The organism is Luethyella okanaganae (genome assembly GCF_042660285.1).
Classification (GTDB): domain Bacteria; phylum Actinomycetota; class Actinomycetes; order Actinomycetales; family Microbacteriaceae; genus Luethyella; species Luethyella okanaganae.
The window spans coordinates 425,725-442,013 of the sequence record NZ_JBHSTP010000001.1; the positions used below are offsets into that span (position 1 = coordinate 425,725).

Here is a 16,289-nt window from a genome sequence, read left to right on the forward strand (position 1 = left end):
TGTGACGCGTCCCCGCGGCAGTGCCGCCGTGGGGAGTGCTGCGGTGGAGAAGGGGGATCACGACGGGCCGAGCTCGAGTGGCCATGGACGGTAGCATGGCTGGCATGGCTGGCATGGCAGGCATGGTCGATGCCCCCGCCCCGACGAGGGCGCGTGTGTCGGCGCTCGCTCGGATGGCGCGGCATCCGCTCGCGCTCTGGGGTGTTTTCGGTCTTGTTCACGCCATGCTCGTATGGCTGTGCCTCACCGCGCCGGGTCTCCCGCTCGGCGACGTGACACGTGTCTACAAGCTCTGGGTCGTCGAGGCTCAGGCCGGGGCGTTCCAGGTGGGGATCGACAGGGCGTGGGTGTATCCGATCCTCGCTTTCATCCCGATGGCCGCGGCCATGGCGCTCGGCCCCGAGCTTTACCCCGTGACCTGGTTGGGCATCATCGTGCTCCTGGACATCGCGGCGTTCGCCGTGCTCGTCGGCGGATGGCGTCGGCCCCCGCGGCGGCGTGCCGCGGCATGGTGGTGGATCGGCCTCCTGATCGCCCTCGGGCCGATAGCGCTTGCCAGGATCGATGCCGTGACCGTGCCGATCGCGATCGTCGCCCTGCTCGTCGTGGCGCGACGCCCCGCTTTGGGCGCGGCATTGCTTGCGATCGGTGCCTGGCTGAAGATCTGGCCTGCGGCGGTTGTAGCCGGGTTGATCGTCGCGTCCCGCGCCCGCCTGCGTGTGATCTGGTCGGCGCTGACCGTGACGGCGACCGTGCTCGCGATCGGCCTTGTGCTCGGCGGCGGAACCAACATGCTGAGCTTCGTGACCCAGCAGACCGGCAGGGGACTGCAGATCGAGTCCCCCGTCAGCACGATCTGGATGTGGCAGGCGGCGATGCGGATGCCCGGCGTTCGGCCCTACTACGATCGCGACATCCTCACCTACCAGGTCGCGGGGCCCGGCGCCGACGTGGCGAGCGCCATCATGACTCCTCTGCTCGCGATCGTCGTCGCCGGGACGATGCTGCTCGGAGTGCTCGCTATACGTCGTGGTGCCGCCTTCGTCGCCGTGTTTCCTGCGCTCGCGCTCGCCATCGTGACTGCGCTCATCGCCTTCAACAAGGTGGGATCGCCGCAGTTCATCTGCTGGCTCGTGGCCCCGGTCGTCCTCGGCATCGTGTATCGCCGCCGAGGCTTCGCCGTGCCCGCCGTGCTCGTGCTCGCGATCGCAGCTCTCACCCAGCTCATCTACCCGTATCTGTACGACTGGCTCGTCGTCGCGGACCCCGCGCTCGTTCTGCTTCTGACGGCGCGCAATCTGCTCGAACTCGTGCTGTTCGGCTGGGCGCTGTTCGCGGTGTGGAAGAGTGGAAGGCGAGCAAAGGAGTAATCATGCTTGTGGCATTCTCTGTGGCGCCGTCCGGTGCGGCGCCGGGTGTTCCGGGAGCGGGCGAGAACGTGGACGCCTCGGTGCACGACGCCGTCGCGGCAGCCGTCCGTATCGTGCGCGAATCCGGGCTGCCGAATCACACCGATGCGATGTTCACGACGATCGAGGGGGAGTGGGACGAGGTCTTCGACGTGGTCCGACGGGCGACCGAGGCCGTCGGCGCCTATGGATCGCGTGTGTCCCTCGTGCTGAAGGCCGATATCCGCCCGGGCTACACGGGGGAGCTCAGCGGCAAGGTCGAGCGGCTCGAGCGCGCGCTCGGCGCGTAGCCTCTCTCGCGACATGACGCCAGTTGCCTCCGTCTGCGGCTCTGAGCGGCAGTTCTCATCGGCTCGCACTCGGGGTCGAATCGATTCGACTCGCTGCGCTATACTGGCTCGGTGACCCTCCCCTCATCCGACGGGCCGACGACGTTGTCGCCGGCCCGTATTCGTTTTGCCCTACTGGCACTAGCCCTGGGCGGCTTCGGCATCGGCTCGACCGAGTTCGTCGCGATGGGCCTGCTGCCCAACCTGGCCAGCGATCTTCTTCCCGGACTGTACGCGGCCGATCCTTCCGCCGCGAACGCGCAGGCGGGATGGCTCATCTCGGCCTACGCACTCGGTGTGGTCGTCGGCGCTCCGACGATCGCCGCCGCCGCGGCACGATGGCCACGTAAACAACTGCTGCTCGCACTCCTCGCCGCGTTCACACTCGGCACGGTCGCATCCGCGTTGCTGCCGAGCTTCGAACTCGTGCTCGCGGCGCGGTTCCTCTCCGCACTGCCGCACGGTGCCTACTTCGGCATCGCCTCTCTCGTCGCGGCGAGCCTCTTAGGACCGGGCAAGCGGGCTCGCGGCGTAGCGCTCGTGCTCTCCGGTCTCACGATCGCCAACGTCGTCGGGGTCCCCGCGATCACGTGGTTGGGACAGAGCGCCGGATGGCGCGCCGCCTACCTCGTCGTCGCCGCGATCTTCGCCGCGACGTTCCTCGCCGTCGTACTCGCCATGCCATGGCAGGCCGGCGATCGCGCGGCGACCATGCGCAACGAGCTGAAGGCGTTCACCCGTGCGCAGGTGTGGTTCGCGCTCGCGATCGGTGCGATCGGCTTCGGCGGGCTCTTCGCCGTCTACAGCTATGTCGCCCCGCTCGTCACCGATGTGACGGGGCTCAACGCCGGTGCCGTTCCGTTCGTGCTCGTCGTGATCGGCGTCGGCATGACGGTCGGCAATCTCGTCGGCGGTGCCTTCGCCGACCGTAGTGTGCGACGCACCATGTACGCCTTCTTCGGTGTCATGCTGCTCGCCCTCGTCGGCCTCGCGCTCACGGCGACGAACATCGTCGGGCTGCTCCTGTTCCTCTTCCTCGTCGGCGCATCCGCGGCGGCTCTCGCGCCAACGATCCAGACCCGGCTCATGGACGTCGCGCGCGACAGCCAGTCGATCGCCGCAGCGCTCAACCACTCAGCGCTCAACCTCGGCAACGCGCTCGGTGCCTACCTCGGCGGCCTGGCGATCGCCACCGGTCTCGGCTACGTCGCGCCCGTGTGGATCGGACTGGGTCTCAGCGCAGTGGGCGTCTTGTTCGCGGTCGTGACGTTCGCGATCGACCGTGAACGTCGCCGTCGTGGCTTCGTCGTGCCATATGGAACGGGACTCGTCGAGACGGTCGAACCCGCCTAGCCGAGTTCTGCTCGCCGAGTTCTGTTCGGGGTGCCGACCGGGCTCTGCGGGCCTCCGGCTCAGTCGCCCTGCAGCAGGATGCCGTCGTGGATGGCCCGCTTGCGCAACGCGACCTTCGTTCCGACATCGAATCCAGCCACCCGGTACTTCTCGCGGATGCGCTTGAGATACGACTTGGCGGTCTCCTCGGAGATGCCGAGCTGATAGGCGACGGCCTTGACGGGTTCGCCGGCTCCGTAGAGAGCCATGACACGCCGCTCCTGAGCGCTCAGACGCGGGGCGTCCCCGCCCGGACCGGCATTGAGAGCCAGATCGAGCTCTTCGGAGATATAAGACTCGCCCGCATAGGCCGCTCGGATCGCCTCGACGATCATGTCGGCTTCCTCGCTCTTCACGAGATAGCCGAGCGCCCCTGCGGCGAGTGCCTCGCGCACGAGCGCCGGCTCAGAATAGGTGCTCATGAGCACGGTCTTGACGCCCGTCGTCTTGAGAGTCGAGAGCTTGAGCGAGACCGGGATGTTGTCTTTGAGATCGAGGTCCAGCAGCACGACGTCGACGGGGAACTCCGGGTGCGTCAGCAGCTCAGGCCAGGTGGTGACCGCTGCCACCATGCTGATGTCGTCTGCTGCGCCGCGAATCCACTCTGTCAGGGCACCGAGGAGCATCCGATGGTCGTCGACGATCGCCAACCGAATCGTACTTTCTGAGCTTCCCACAATTGCCTCCTTGAGCTGATGCATGTTTCCAGCCGCCCCTGACGCCTTATGCATCTGCCGGGTTGTCGACGCTGCAGTCGATCTCCACCCGAAGGTCGCCGTTGTGCGTGGAGTCGAGGTGCGGACCTACAACTCCCATAGCCTCCCATGCCGCGAGGTCGACACGCCGTCGTGGCACGCCCCTTATCGCGAGAACGATCGGAAATCGCAGCGTGCGGGGATACTCGGCGGTGAACGGATGTCTTGGGCCGATCTCGATGTGCACCGTCGCATCCCGGCGTTCGGAGTCGCTCACGAGCAGCCAGATCACGATCAGCAGGGCGTCGCGCTGCTCGGGATCGAGCAGACCGGCGAGGCTCGCGGGGTCGTCGATGGTCACGGAAGGGGCGAGGAATTCCGACTCCATGACCGCGTTGCGCAGCCAGGTCTCCTTGCGGCCTTCGATGAGGTGCAGGCGCAGTTGGGTGGCGAGCGACGAGGCCTTGCTGGACGATCCGCGCGCGAGCGGCAGGGCCGCCCGGCCCTCGGCCACCTCGTTGAGGAGCTGCTCCGCGTCGAGGTCGAGCCGGGCGAGCTCCTCGGAGGCGAGCATCCCGACGGCCAGCCGTGGCGCGTCGACGGTGCTCTGCACGAGAACGAGGTCGAGCTCGAGCTGTACCATGCGTCGGAATGCGCGCACGATGGCGACCCCGAGCATCGGCGGGACGACAGCGAGCGTGATCACCACGAAATCGGGGGCGAGGGTGAGCGGATCCGCTCGGACTTCGAGGAGAGCCGCCGCCGTCAGCACGCCGCCGAGCACGGCGGTCGCCGCGATCACCTGCCTGGTCTCACGCAGGGTGACGATCGGCAACAGCAGCGAGCCGACCGCGACGGCGGCCGTGGGATAGACATGCTGGTCCGGCCCCCAGCAGGCGGCGATGTCTAGGCCGACGGCGACGGCGGCGCCCGCGAGAGTGCTCGCGAACAGCCAACTCGGCATTCCGCCGGAGGAGAGCCCGACGCCGAGAAGCACCAGGGTGATCGTCAGGATCATCGCGCACCAGGATGCGATGGACAGGATCGGCTGCTCGTAAGCCGGCCACTGGTAGATGAACCGCCAGAGCAGGAAGACCACGATGATCCCGCCGCAGACGGCCATGCCGAAGCCGAGATCCCTGGTGCCCAGGCCGCCTTGATTGGCACGGGTCGTCGACACCGTGCGCGCCGAACGCCGGAAGTCGCGGTTGTTGCGCCGGTGTTTGTGCTCCCGGCCGACGACGACCCCGAGCGTGTTCTCCTCGATCCCACGACTCATTTGGGCACCTCGAGAACCACGGTCGTCCCCGAACCGGGCGATGAGAACAACCGGGCGTTTCCGCCGACCTCGCGCAGACGGCCGACGACCGACTCGGCGAAGCCGAGGCGGGCGCGGTCCACGTCCCCGAGCTCGAACCCGACGCCGGAATCGGTGACCATCGCCCTCACCGTCGTCTCGTCATCGGTGATGGTCACATCCGCTTCGGCCACGCCCGCATGCCTGCGCACGTTCTCGAGGCATTCGCCGAGGGCGCCGAGGAACGCGTCGAGGACGCCGCTCTGCAGCAGAACCTGGCCGCTGCCGTGCCAGTTGACTTCGAGGCCCATACGCCCGAAACGTTGTTTGACCGATTCAAGGGTCTTGCCGAGCGCCGACTCGGCGACCGGTTCGAGCGTGTACACCCCGGAACTGCGCGGCGTGGGCAGGCCGCCGAGGCGAAGCTGCCTGAGCAGCTGGGCGTCGTCGGCGGCCTGGTGCCTGAGCGCCTCGGCGCTCACGCCGACTCCCGAGTGGGCGAGCAAGGTAAGGGTCGCGAGCACCGTGTCGTGCAGGAGCCGCGCGTCCTGCCTGCGTTGTGCCTCGACCTCGCTCGCGTGGCGCTCGGCCTGATGGGCGCGGCCGATGCTCGCAATGCGTTGCATGATCCGTGGCACGCTCTGGCTGATCCACCAGCCGGCGAGCACCAGCGCCGCCCACGTGCACACGACCAAGCCGAGAGCGGTGGTGGACATCTCGTGGGTGACGGTGGTCACGGCGACCGTCGTGACCACCGTGACGAAGGAGGAGGCCAGCAGTGCGATTCGCGCCCGGCTGGCGAGAAGCACCAGCGCGAGCGCGCCGAGCGCGGCGGAGCCGATCATGGCGACGGTCGTCACGGAGGCGCTATTGAGCCTGAGCGGTCCCGTTCCGATGAGGAGCATCGCCGCGATCCCTGACACCAGCACGACCACGGCCCAGCGGATGGCCCCGTGCGTGCCGAGAAGGTAGTAGCCGATCGCCATGATGCCGAAAAGCGCGAGGACGCTCACCAGGGTGACGAATGACACGGCGCCGGGAATGCACACGCAAACGGCCGCGACCGAGGTTCCGGTCAACCCGGTGAGGCGTGCGGTGCGACGTAGCAGTCTGTCCCGCTCCTTGAGGATGCGCTGCATGAATCCTGCCGTGTCGAGAAAGATTGAGATAGTAAAACCCTAGCGTCGCGCGGCCATAGGCCGAAGCGACTCAGTGCACGGTCTGCTCGGAGAGGAGACGACGTAGCTGATTGCCGACCGCTTCGCTCTCGATGAGAAACCCGTCGTGACCGTAGTCGGATTCGAGGACGACGGCCTCCGTGCCGTTGATGTTCCCGGGGACGTTGGCGGCGATCTGCCGTTGGCCGCTGACCGGGAATAGCCGATCGCTGTCGATGCCGAGCACGAGGGTGCGTGCCGTGACGCGGGAAAGGGCGGATGTCACGCCCCCGCGATCGCGGCCGACATCGTGCGAGTTCATGGCCTCGACGAGCCTGACGTAACTGTTGGCGTCGAAACGCCTCGTGAACTTGTTGCCGTGGAAGTCGAGATACGACTCGACGGCGAAGCGTCCGCCGTCGCCAAGCGGGTTGATCTCGCTTTGCCAGCTACGTTCGAAGCGGTCGTTGAGCTCGGTGGGGCTGCGGTAGTTGAGCAGCGCCATTCGCCTCGCGAGGGCGAGGCCTCGCGAGGGTCCGTCGCCGTCCTCGGCGTCGTAGTACTCGCCGTGCCGGAAGAGCGGATCGGTGCGGATGGCCTCGATCTGCACCGAGTTGAGCGCGATCTGGTCGGCGGTCGTCACCGGCGGGGCGGCGAGGACGGCGAGCCGGGCCACCCGGTCAGGGTACATGATCGCCCACTCGACGGCGTGCATGCCGCCCATTGAGCCGCCGATGACCGCAACCCAGCGTTCGATGCCGAGCGCGTCGGCGAAGGCCGCCTGCGCCTCGACCTGATCGCGAATGGTCATGGAGGGGAAACGTGGCCCCCACTCGATGCCGTCGGGGGCGAGGGATGCCGGGCCGGTGGAGCCTTGGCATCCGCCGAGCATGTTCGGGGCTACCACGTACCAGCGGTCCGTGTCGATGGCCTTTCCCGGACCGACGACGTCTCCCCACCACCCGGCCGTCGCATGGCCGTCGCCCGCGGACCCGGTGAGATGGCTGTCACCGGTGAGGGCATGCAGGATCAGGACGGCATTGTCACCGGTGACCGACAACTCGCCCCAGCTCTCATAGGCGAGCCGGGCGAAAGGGAGGTTGCCGCCGTGCTCGAACTCGCGCCGCCCGATCGGGATGAAACGGCGGTTGCCGACGGGATCTCCCTCTCGCCAGGCTCCCGTCGCCGGGGGCTTGCCGAACAGCGAGCGCGTCTGGGCCTCCGTGACGAAGCTCGACGGCACGGAGTCGGCGGAAGTTTGCCAGTCCATGACCCAATTCTGCCGTCAGGATGCCGATGCGCCCGCATTGTTACGCGCCGTCCGTCGGCCGCCTCCGATCGTGGGTGGCCGAGCCGTCGGAACGGCGAGAGGAGGAGAATCCAGGCGGTACGTCATCCCTACCGGGGCGGGATACCGGGATCCTTCTCCTCTCGGAGTCGCGTGTGGCGGGCGTCAGGCGGCGGCGTTCGCCGCCTCGACGACGGCGCGCGCGGCGGCGAAGCCGGCCTCGAGGTCGGCTTTGAGGTCGTCGATGTTCTCGATGCCCACCGAGAGGCGCACAAGGCCCGGGGTCACCCCGGCTGTGAGCTGCTGCTCGGGGGTGAGCTGCGAGTGCGTCGTCGACGCCGGGTGGATGACGAGCGAACGCACGTCGCCGATGTTGGCGAGGTGGCTGAACAGCTGAAGGTTGTCGACGAGGGCGCGGCCGGCGTCGACGCCGCCCTTGAGCTCGAAGGAGAGCACCGCGCCGACGCCCTTCGGGGCATAGCGGTTCGCAGCGGCGTACCACGGGCTCGATGGCAGTCCCGAATAGTTGACGGAGGCGACGTCGGGGTGGCTGTCGAGCCACTCTGCGACCTCTTGCGCATTCTGCACATGGCGTTCGACACGGAGCGACAGCGTCTCGATGCCCTGGATGAGCTGCCAGGCGCTTGCGGGGGCGATGGCCGAGCCAAGGTCCCGCAGCAGCTGAACGCGGGCCTTGATGATGTAGGCGATCCCGTCGCCGAGCACCGCTGTGTAGCTCGCGCCATGGTAGCTCGGGTCGGGCTCGGTGAGGCCGGGGAACTTCTCGACGTTCTTCGACCACTCGAACGTGCCGCCGTCGACGATGACGCCGCCGATGACCGTGCCATGCCCGCCGAGGAACTTCGTCGCGGAGTGCACGACGATGTCGGCTCCATGTTCGAACGGGCGGATGAGGTAGGGAGTCGCGATGGTGTTGTCGACGATGAGCGGCACTCCGGCCTCGTGGGCGACATCCGCGACGAGGCGGATGTCGAGCACGTTGATCTTCGGGTTGCCGATCGTCTCCGCGAAGAGCAGCTTGGTGTTTGGGCGGACGGCACGGCGCCATTCCTCGGCGTCGTCCTGGTTCTCGACAAAGGTGGTCTCGATGCCGAGCTTCGCGAGGGTGTACTTGAACAGGTTGTAGGTTCCGCCGTAGACGGAGCTCGATGAGACGATGTGGTCGCCGGCTTGGGCGATGTTGAGCACGGCGAACGTCTCCGCGGCCTGGCCGGAGGCCACGAGGAGGGCTGCGGTGCCGCCCTCGAGCGCGGCGACACGCTGCTCGACGACATCCTGAGTCGGATTCTGGATGCGGGTGTAGATGTTGCCGAACTCGGCCAGCGCGAAGAGGTTCTTGGCGTGGTCGGAGTTGTTGAAGACGTAGGACGTCGTCTGGTAGATCGGGGTGGCGCGGGCGTTCGTTACCGGGTCGGGCTGTGACCCAGAGTGCACCTGCTTGGTTTCGAACTTCCAGTTCGCGGCGGCGTCGCTCATGAGGTGGATTCTCCTTAGAGCGCGTGGGCCTTCCACCGCTCGTGAGCGAGCCTAGACAGCCGCACACCGCCCGGCAACGCACCCCGCAATACACCGTAATGCTGCAGCTCGTGTCACCGAGGCTCGCGGGGCGGCAGTACGAGGGTTCCCGTCGCCGTGTGAGGCTCGCGGCGGAGCGCCCACGAGGCTCTCGGCTCGACGACGGGGCGGAACAGTCGACGCACGAAGCGTTGCGAGAGCATGGCGGCGATCCCGACGCAGAACAGGATCACGGTGGGGAGGACCCACCACGGTCGCTGCCCAGTGAGGATTCCTGTCTCGCGCAGTGGGTAGAGCAGGAAGCTGTGCAGGAGGTAGATGTACATGGTCGCGGAGCCCCACGCGGTGAAGAAGACCGCGCGACGAGGTATGAGCGCGAGGAAGGCGACGGACAGCAGCATCCCCACCCCGATGAGCACCAGCCGGATGCCGCCGGCCCACAGCTCGTCGTAGCCGAAGGCTCGATATGCCTCGTCGTAGAGCAGGAATCGGCGGATCCTGATCTCGCGCAGCGGCTCGATCAGGATCATGATGGCGATGGCGATGGCGACGAAGAGCACGATCGCAGCCGTTCGCCAGCGCCGGACGGCGGACCGCGAGAGCGCGAGCCACCGGCCTGTGAGCTGCCATTGCCGCAGTTTCCAGCCGAACAAGAAGAACGGCAGCAGTCCGAAGGTGCGGGCGAGCGCGAAGGTGTCGTCGATCGTGCCGAGATAGCCGGCGCCGACCGAGACGGCCACGCTGATGAGCACAGGGTAGCGCAGCAGCACGAGGTAGGGGAGCACGATCCGCCAGATCCCGAGTGCGACGAGGAACCAGAGCGTCCAGGACGCCGTCGCGTAGTCGAGCCAGAAGTTGCCGCCGAGCAGCCAGCGGATCACCGTCCAGATCGTTTCGAAGACGAGGTAGGGGAGCACGATGTCGGTGAGGACCTTCATGAGCTGTCGTGTGCCGGGCGCACCCGAGGTGGCGAAGTAGCCGCTCACGGTCACGAACACGGGAACGTGGAAGGAATAGATGAACAGATACGTCCCGTAGGCGGTGTCCGACTCCGCGATGAGCGGCAGGATGCCGTGACCGACGACGACGAGGGCGATCGCCATCCAGCGGGCGTTGTCCCAGAGGGGAGGCGTCGTCCTGTGCGCATCTGCTGCGTGGTCGGTTCGTACGCACTCATCGCCCCATTGTCTCGCGTCGTCTCGCGGCGAACTGCCAGAATGAAGGCATGGCAGTGAAGAGAGTCGTCGTGACCGGTGCGAGTTCGGGTATCGGGGCTGCCACGGCACGGCTCTTCCGTGAGCACGGTTGGGAGGTCGTCGGCGTGGCACGGCGGGCGGACCGGCTGGCCGAGCTGTCCGAGCGCACCGGGGCATCCATGTTCGTGGCGGACCTCACCGTCCCGGGAGACGTCAACGCCCTGCGCGACCACCTCGCTGCCACAGGGCACGTCCACGCGCTCGTCAACAACGCCGGCGGTGCCATGGGTCTCGACAGCGTCGAGGACTCCGCTGTCGAAGACTGGGCCTGGATGTACGAGATCAACGTGCTCGCCGTCAAGCGGGTTACGAGCGCCGTCCTGCCTCTCCTGCGCGAGGCCGTCCTGGCGGATGGCGGCAGCGCCGACATCGTGAATGTCACGTCGATCGCCGGGCATTCCGCCTACGTGGGCGGGGGAGGGTACAACGCTGCGAAGTTCGCTGCGCATGCGATGACAGAGGTGCTGCGGCTCGAGCTCAACGGCGAGCCGATTCGGGTCATCGAGGTGGCGCCGGGCATGGTCCGCACCGAGGAGTTCGCCCTCGTGCGGTTCGGCGGTGACCGGGCCCGGGCGGATGCCGTCTACGAGAACGTGCCGAACCCGCTCTCGGCCGACGATGTCGCCGAGACCATCGTGAACGCTGTGGAGCGTCCGCCGCACGTCGACCTCGATCTCATCGTCGTGAAGCCTGTCGCCCAGGCCGCCCCCCATCGTTTCGCCCGCGGCGAGCTGCGGGTGCGCGAAGCGAAGGACGCGAACGGGGCATGAGCGACACGTCACCGTCGACACGGTGGGAGGAATGGACCACCTGGCCGCTCCTCGTCATGTCGCTGGTGTTCATCGCGAGCTACTCGATCATCGTGTTGCGACCCGAGCTGCCGACGGCCGTGCTTGTCGCTCTCCACCTCCTGAACGTCGTGATCTGGATCTGCTTCGCCGTCGACTACCTCACACGCCTGGTCCGGAGCCATCGGCGCTGGTGGTTCGTGCGGAACAATGTGCCCGATCTGCTGTCGGTGATCGTGCCGATCTTCCGGCCGTTCCGGCTGCTCACCTATCTGCATAAGGTGCCGTTCTTCCGGGCCGCGAGCGGTGCCGCGGTGCGCATCCAGCTCCTTATCCAGGCTCTGTGCTTCGTCGTGCTCTTCGTCTACGTGATCGCCCTCGCCGAGTTGCAGGTCGAGCGCGACGCCGACGGCGCGACGATCACCACCTTCGGAGACGCGGTGTGGTGGGCGTGCGTGACGATCGCGACGGTCGGCTACGGGGACATGTATCCCGTCACCCCACCCGGACGACTTCTCGCCGTCGTCCTCATGATCGGTGGGATCGCCATCGTCGGAACAGCGTCCGCCACCGTCATCTCGTACCTCAACGAGCGGGCCTCCGGCCGCAAGCGGAGGTAGCAGAAGGGGTGGCTAGCCTCTGGTTGCGGTCTGAAGCCCCGCGAACGCCTAAGCTCGAAGCAATGAGTGTTCACCTTGTCGGCGGCGGCTGGTCGCCAGCATCCTCTGCCGCCGTCTACTCCGCGTTCCTCGCGGAGGCGGCGGTTGTCGCCCATGGCAGCGATCGGGCGGATGCGCCGCGCATCGCGATCGTCGTCGTGCGTGGCGCCGACGGCGTGGAACACGCCGCGAAGCTCATCGAGGCGGTTTCGACCGCCGGAGCCTTCGAGCCCTTCGTGACCGCTGTCTCCGAGACCGCCGAGGTTCCCCTGGCGGCCTTCGTCGATGTCGACGGCATTCTGGTCGGCGGCGGCATCACGCCGGCCTATCGGGCCGCACTCGCGGGCCGGTTCGGCGAGATCCGCCGTCAGGTGGCGTCGGGGGTGCCGTACCTCGGGTTCTCGGCGGGGGCGTCGATCGCGGCGGAACGAGCAGTCGTCGGCGGCTGGCGCATCGGCGGAGTCGAAGTGAGCCAGGAGGGCGGTGCCGAGAACCTCGACGAGGTCACGGTCGAGCAGGGCATCGGCCTCGTCGACGTGGCGATCGACGTGCACGCTGCGCAGTGGGGGAGTCTCTCGCGCCTCGTCGCCGCCGTGGAGGCCGGACTCGTGGACGGCGGTCTCGCGATCGACGAGAACACGGCGCTCATCGTCGGCGACAGCGGCTTGAGGGTCGTCGGCGCCGGCAGCGTGTGGCGCGTCATCCCCGCCGAGAACGGCGTACTCGTCAGCACGATCGGAGTCTGAATGGCCGGCGGCAAGACCCTCTCAGAACTGGCCACGAGCGGCCTGATCGACCCGGGCTGGGCCACGGCACTCGAGCCCGTTGCGCCCGACATCGCGGCGCTCGGGGACTTCCTCCGCGGCGAGAGCTCTGCGGGGCGCGGCTATCTACCCGCTGGACGTCACGTGCTGCGCGCCTTCAGTTACCCGATCGACCGCGTGCGGGTGCTCATCGTCGGTCAGGATCCCTATCCGACTCCGGGGCATCCGATCGGACTCTCCTTCGCCGTCGATGCGCATGTGCGGCCGATCCCGCGCAGTCTGCAGAACATCTACCAGGAGCTGCGCGACGACCTCGGCGTCGTGCCGCCGGTTCATGGCGACCTCACGGCCTGGAGCGAGAGCGGCGTCATGCTGCTCAACCGCGTGCTGACGGTGCGCCCCGGCGAGGCCGCCTCGCATCGTGGCAAGGGCTGGGAGGCGGTGACCGACCACGCCATCCGCACGCTTGTGGCTCGGCAGAAATCGCTCGTCGCGATTCTGTGGGGGCGGGATGCGTCGACGCTCAAGCCGCTTCTCGGAGCGACGCCGGTGATCGAATCGGCTCACCCGAGCCCGTTGTCCGCGAGTCGCGGCTTTTTCGGCTCGAAGCCGTTCAGCCGGGCGAACGCGCTCCTGCGGGAGCGGGGCGGAGAGCCGGTCGACTGGGCGCTGGCGTAACCCGTCCGCAACACGACGGAGGTAATCTGGCGGCATGCTCGAAGAGGAATACCAGCCGCGGCGCGCGTTGCCCCGCCACCTGCGCAAGGTGCTGCCCGCCGAGACGCCGTTCGAGTACAGCCTGCGCGACGCCACCGCGGCCGATCTGCCCCACGTGCGGGAGATCTACAATTATTACGTCGCCAACAGCATGGTCACGTTCGACGAGGACCAGATGACGCTGCGGGAGTGGCGCAGCAAGTTCGAGTATCTGAGCAAGCTGGGCATGCCTTTCCTCGTCGCGGAGTCGCAGAGCGGCCAGATCCTCGGCTACGCCCTCGTCTCGCCGTGGAAGCAGAAGCGAGCCTATCGATTCACCGTCGAGAACTCGATCTACCTCGGACCTGCGTCGACGGGCAAGGGGCTTGGCCGTGTGCTGCTTGCGCAGCTCATCGAGCGGTCCACGAATGCCGGTCTCAAGGAGATCATCGCTGTCATCGCCGATCAGGGGGCGGAGGCGTCTCTGCGGCTGCACTTCGAGTTCGGTTTCGAGGAGATCGGCCGTATGGGCCGGGTCGGGTTCAAGTTCGAGCGCTGGCTCGGCACCGTCCTGCTGCAGAAGAGCCTCAAGTAGCGGCCGTCCGCAATTGATGCGTCGTCGCGTCACGGCTGCAGCAGCGCATCGAGGAGCTCTCCGGTGGTGAAGGTGAGGAAGAGGATCGCCATCACCTCGCAGACGATCGCGAAGCCCCCGGAATAGGTAGCCTATGCATGTGCGTTCCTTCGGATGCTGGCGCAGCATGCGACCGGCGCGTGTGGAACACAAATATCGAAGTGTCGACCGATCAGATAGGGGACGGCAGATGACCGTCAGCAATCCATCCGCGGGTGACGCCCGCGGATCGTCGAAGCCTGTGCGTCAGCTTCGTCTCGTCGTCGAGGCGGAAGACTACGAAGAGGCGCTCGCGTTCTACCGCGACGTGCTCGGCCTGCCCGAGCAGGCGGCGTATGCGGGGGAGGGCGGGGCACGCGTCGCGATCCTCGACGCCGGTCGGGCAACCCTCGAGATCGCCAACCCCGCGCAGAAGCGCATGATCGACGACGTGGAGGTCGGGCAGCAGGTGGCGCCGCGCATGAGGGTCGCCTTCGAGGTGGCCGACGCGGCATCCGTCACGACGACCCTCGTCGACGGCGGCGCGACCCTCGTGGCTCAGCCGGTCGTGACGCCGTGGCAGTCGCTCAACGCCAGGCTCGATGCGCCAGCCGGACTGCACATCACCGTCTTTCAGGAGTTGCGAACCGACCCAGAGCCGTGAGCAGCGAGCGTTTCGGCACGAGTCCGGCCGAACGGGCTGACGCAGCATTGCCGAGGCCGCTGATCACGCTCGGCGGTGTGGAGCGTCGGTCGAGGGCGCGGAACGCGACCGCGATGACCTGGCGGGCGTTCTGGGGGTTGCCAAAGAACAGTCGCTCGTTCTCGGCGACCTTCTTGAACTCTGTGTCTGTCGGGCCGGGGCAGAGGGCGAGTACCTTGAGCCCGGTGCCTTTGGCCTCGTACCAGAGCCCCTCGGTGAAGCTGAGCACGTAGGACTTCGTTGCGGCATAGACAGACATGAACGGAATGGGCTGGAACGCTGCAGTGCTCGCGATGTTGATGAGCGCTCCCGTCGCCGGAGCCGTGCGGGCATGGGCGATGAGACCGGGCCAGAGAGCGCGCGTGAGCGCGGTCAGGGCCGTGACGTTGAGCCCCACCTCGTCGGACACGCGCTCGGGCGCGAGCGATCCGAAACGCCCGTAGCTGCCGAAGCCGGCGTTGTTCACGAGTGTCGACACGCTGATGGCGCGGCTCTCCAGGTCGGCGACGAGCTCGTCGACGGCTCCCGGCGCCGTCAGGTCGAGCGGAATCACGGTCGACACCGTTCCGAATCGTTCGGCGAGTTCGACCGCGAGCCCCTCGAGCCTGTCCTGCCTTCGAGCCACGAGGACGAGGTCGGTGCCGCGTTCCGCGAGCTCTCGCGCGAACTCGACGCCGAGCCCGCTGCTGGCCCCCGTGATCAATGCGGTCGTGCCCATGGGGGCGAAGTGTGCTCGTGCCATAGTCAGAGGCTAGACCGTCGCGGGGCGCTGGACCAGATGCGTCGACTGGGGATCGGGCGGGGCGAGTCGGCCCTTGGGGGTCGCACCGCCCGCGACTCTAGTGTGGTTGCGCCAGAATGACCTCGCCAATGCGAGTCCAACCCGCGGGAGTCTCTCCTCCCTCGATCCATCCTCCGGGGCCGGTGTACTTGGTCAGGCAGTAGTCGAGGTCGTCCGTGCTCCCGACGAGGATGTCGGGGTGCACGCAGCAAGAACCGTCGCCGAGACTACGCAAAGCAGTGCCCAACCGATCGGTCTTCTCATTCGAGGCCTCCAAGATCCACGGCAAGCAGCGCGATTCCCGACAACACGCTGATGGCGAGCAGGATGCCGGGGTGCGCGAGCCCGATCACCACGGTGCGGAGCCCGGGGGCGGAGGAGAGGAGCCGGGCGGGGATCGTCGTGCGCGCGGGATGCTGGCGCCACCCGCGAACCCGGGTGAGGAACCATGCGCAGCGTAGGAGGAAGACGACCCAGAGCAGGGTGGCGACCAGTGGGAACGACCCGAAGACGAGCGAGAGCCCGCTGCCGAGAACTTCCTCTTCGCGGTTCTCAGCGGCGAGCTGGAGCGCGGAGGAGATCGAGGCACCGATCACGATCGACGTCGTCCAGGCGACGAAGGCCGCGACGAGGGTGAGGTAGCGGGTGAAGAAATGACCGAACACGGAACTGTGCGCGTGCAGGCTGCGTCGCGGGGTCGCCTGCAGCACGATCACCATGGCTGCGAACGACGGCAGCGCGCTGAACGCGATCAACAGGCCCCAGATCCAGTCTGGCCAGTCGAAGAGCTCTGTCGCGACCAGCAGCGCTGCGAAGAACAACAGCCAGAGCCAGCCGAGGGTGAGCGGATGAGCGACCATCCACGCGGGGAGGGTGGCGTCCAGTCTGCGCAGGGCACCGCCATCCGATTGCGGTTGCGCGCCCAT

At 67.4% G+C, this 16,289-nt stretch carries 17 protein-coding genes; 9 read left to right on the plus strand and 8 right to left on the minus strand.

The genetic code is table 11. The features are described from left to right. The first annotated feature begins 104 nt into the window (after positions 1-104). From ACFQB0_RS01880 to ACFQB0_RS01890, 3 genes are all read left to right on the plus strand, one after another. Complete coding sequence (locus ACFQB0_RS01880; protein ID WP_386726861.1) at positions 105-1,370, plus strand: hypothetical protein; 1,266 nt, start codon at positions 105-107, stop codon at positions 1,368-1,370. A 2-nt stretch (positions 1,371-1,372) separates the two neighbouring features. Continuing rightward, a complete protein-coding gene (locus tag ACFQB0_RS01885; RefSeq protein ID WP_386726863.1) occupies positions 1,373-1,699 on the plus strand; it encodes a thiamine-binding protein in 327 nt (108 codons plus the stop codon). 111 nt (positions 1,700-1,810) lie between these two features. After that, positions 1,811-3,091 carry an MFS transporter gene (locus tag ACFQB0_RS01890; RefSeq protein WP_386726866.1) on the plus strand — a complete coding sequence of 427 codons (1,281 nt, stop codon included), beginning with the start codon at positions 1,811-1,813 and terminating at the stop codon, positions 3,089-3,091. 59 nt (positions 3,092-3,150) lie between these two features. Here the strand turns inward: ACFQB0_RS01890 and ACFQB0_RS01895 are convergent, their stop codons facing one another. From ACFQB0_RS01895 to ACFQB0_RS01920, 6 genes are all read right to left on the minus strand, one after another. Then, entirely contained in the window at positions 3,151-3,807 is a 657-nt protein-coding gene (locus tag ACFQB0_RS01895) for a response regulator (RefSeq protein WP_386726869.1), read from the minus strand. Between the two features lie 46 nt (positions 3,808-3,853). Further along, on the minus strand, positions 3,854-5,104 hold the full coding sequence (locus ACFQB0_RS01900; RefSeq protein ID WP_386726872.1) for a hypothetical protein: 1,251 nt from the start codon (positions 5,102-5,104) through the stop codon (positions 3,854-3,856). Continuing rightward, positions 5,101-6,261 carry a sensor histidine kinase gene (locus ACFQB0_RS01905; RefSeq protein ID WP_386726875.1) on the minus strand — a complete coding sequence of 387 codons (1,161 nt, stop codon included), beginning with the start codon at positions 6,259-6,261 and terminating at the stop codon, positions 5,101-5,103. The genes ACFQB0_RS01900 and ACFQB0_RS01905 overlap by 4 nt, the downstream gene beginning before the upstream one ends. A 70-nt stretch (positions 6,262-6,331) precedes the next feature. Then, complete coding sequence (metX, locus tag ACFQB0_RS01910) at positions 6,332-7,549, minus strand: homoserine O-acetyltransferase MetX (protein ID WP_386726878.1); 1,218 nt, start codon at positions 7,547-7,549, stop codon at positions 6,332-6,334. Between the two features lie 183 nt (positions 7,550-7,732). Continuing rightward, complete coding sequence (locus ACFQB0_RS01915; protein WP_386726881.1) at positions 7,733-9,064, minus strand: bifunctional o-acetylhomoserine/o-acetylserine sulfhydrylase; 1,332 nt, start codon at positions 9,062-9,064, stop codon at positions 7,733-7,735. Between the two features lie 113 nt (positions 9,065-9,177). After that, positions 9,178-10,431 carry an acyltransferase family protein gene (locus ACFQB0_RS01920; protein WP_386726884.1) on the minus strand — a complete coding sequence of 418 codons (1,254 nt, stop codon included), beginning with the start codon at positions 10,429-10,431 and terminating at the stop codon, positions 9,178-9,180. Here ACFQB0_RS01920 and ACFQB0_RS01925 point away from each other — a divergent pair. The 6 genes from ACFQB0_RS01925 to ACFQB0_RS01950 all read left to right on the plus strand — a co-directional run bounded on the left by ACFQB0_RS01925 (position 10,329) and on the right by ACFQB0_RS01950 (position 14,543). Beyond that, entirely contained in the window at positions 10,329-11,129 is an 801-nt protein-coding gene (locus tag ACFQB0_RS01925) for an SDR family NAD(P)-dependent oxidoreductase (protein ID WP_386726887.1), read from the plus strand. The two genes, ACFQB0_RS01920 and ACFQB0_RS01925, sit on opposite strands and share 103 nt — an antisense overlap. Further along, positions 11,126-11,767 carry a potassium channel family protein gene (locus tag ACFQB0_RS01930; protein ID WP_386726890.1) on the plus strand — a complete coding sequence of 214 codons (642 nt, stop codon included), beginning with the start codon at positions 11,126-11,128 and terminating at the stop codon, positions 11,765-11,767. Before ACFQB0_RS01925 ends, ACFQB0_RS01930 begins: the two co-directional genes overlap by 4 nt. Positions 11,768-11,829: 62 nt before the next feature. Then, the gene (locus tag ACFQB0_RS01935) at positions 11,830-12,552 is read left to right on the plus strand and encodes a Type 1 glutamine amidotransferase-like domain-containing protein (RefSeq protein ID WP_386726893.1); all 723 of its coding nucleotides are present in this window, start codon (positions 11,830-11,832) and stop codon (positions 12,550-12,552) included. Next, the gene (locus ACFQB0_RS01940; protein ID WP_386726895.1) at positions 12,553-13,248 is read left to right on the plus strand and encodes a uracil-DNA glycosylase; all 696 of its coding nucleotides are present in this window, start codon (positions 12,553-12,555) and stop codon (positions 13,246-13,248) included. 34 nt (positions 13,249-13,282) lie between these two features. After that, complete coding sequence (locus ACFQB0_RS01945) at positions 13,283-13,861, plus strand: GNAT family N-acetyltransferase (protein WP_386726898.1); 579 nt, start codon at positions 13,283-13,285, stop codon at positions 13,859-13,861. Positions 13,862-14,090: 229 nt separating this feature from the next. After that, positions 14,091-14,543, plus strand: coding sequence for a VOC family protein (locus tag ACFQB0_RS01950; protein ID WP_386726901.1), 453 nt, complete (start codon positions 14,091-14,093; stop codon positions 14,541-14,543). On the opposite strand, the gene ACFQB0_RS01955 is transcribed toward ACFQB0_RS01950, so the two are convergent. Together ACFQB0_RS01955 and ACFQB0_RS01960 are read right to left on the minus strand one after the other, a co-directional pair. Then, positions 14,503-15,324, minus strand: a complete 822-nt coding sequence (locus tag ACFQB0_RS01955) for an SDR family NAD(P)-dependent oxidoreductase (RefSeq protein WP_386726904.1) — start codon at positions 15,322-15,324, stop codon at positions 14,503-14,505. The two genes, ACFQB0_RS01950 and ACFQB0_RS01955, sit on opposite strands and share 41 nt — an antisense overlap. A gap of 299 nt (positions 15,325-15,623) precedes the next feature. Next, positions 15,624-16,289: a hypothetical protein gene (locus ACFQB0_RS01960; protein WP_386726907.1), complete on the minus strand. Its 666-nt coding sequence runs from the start codon at positions 16,287-16,289 to the stop codon at positions 15,624-15,626.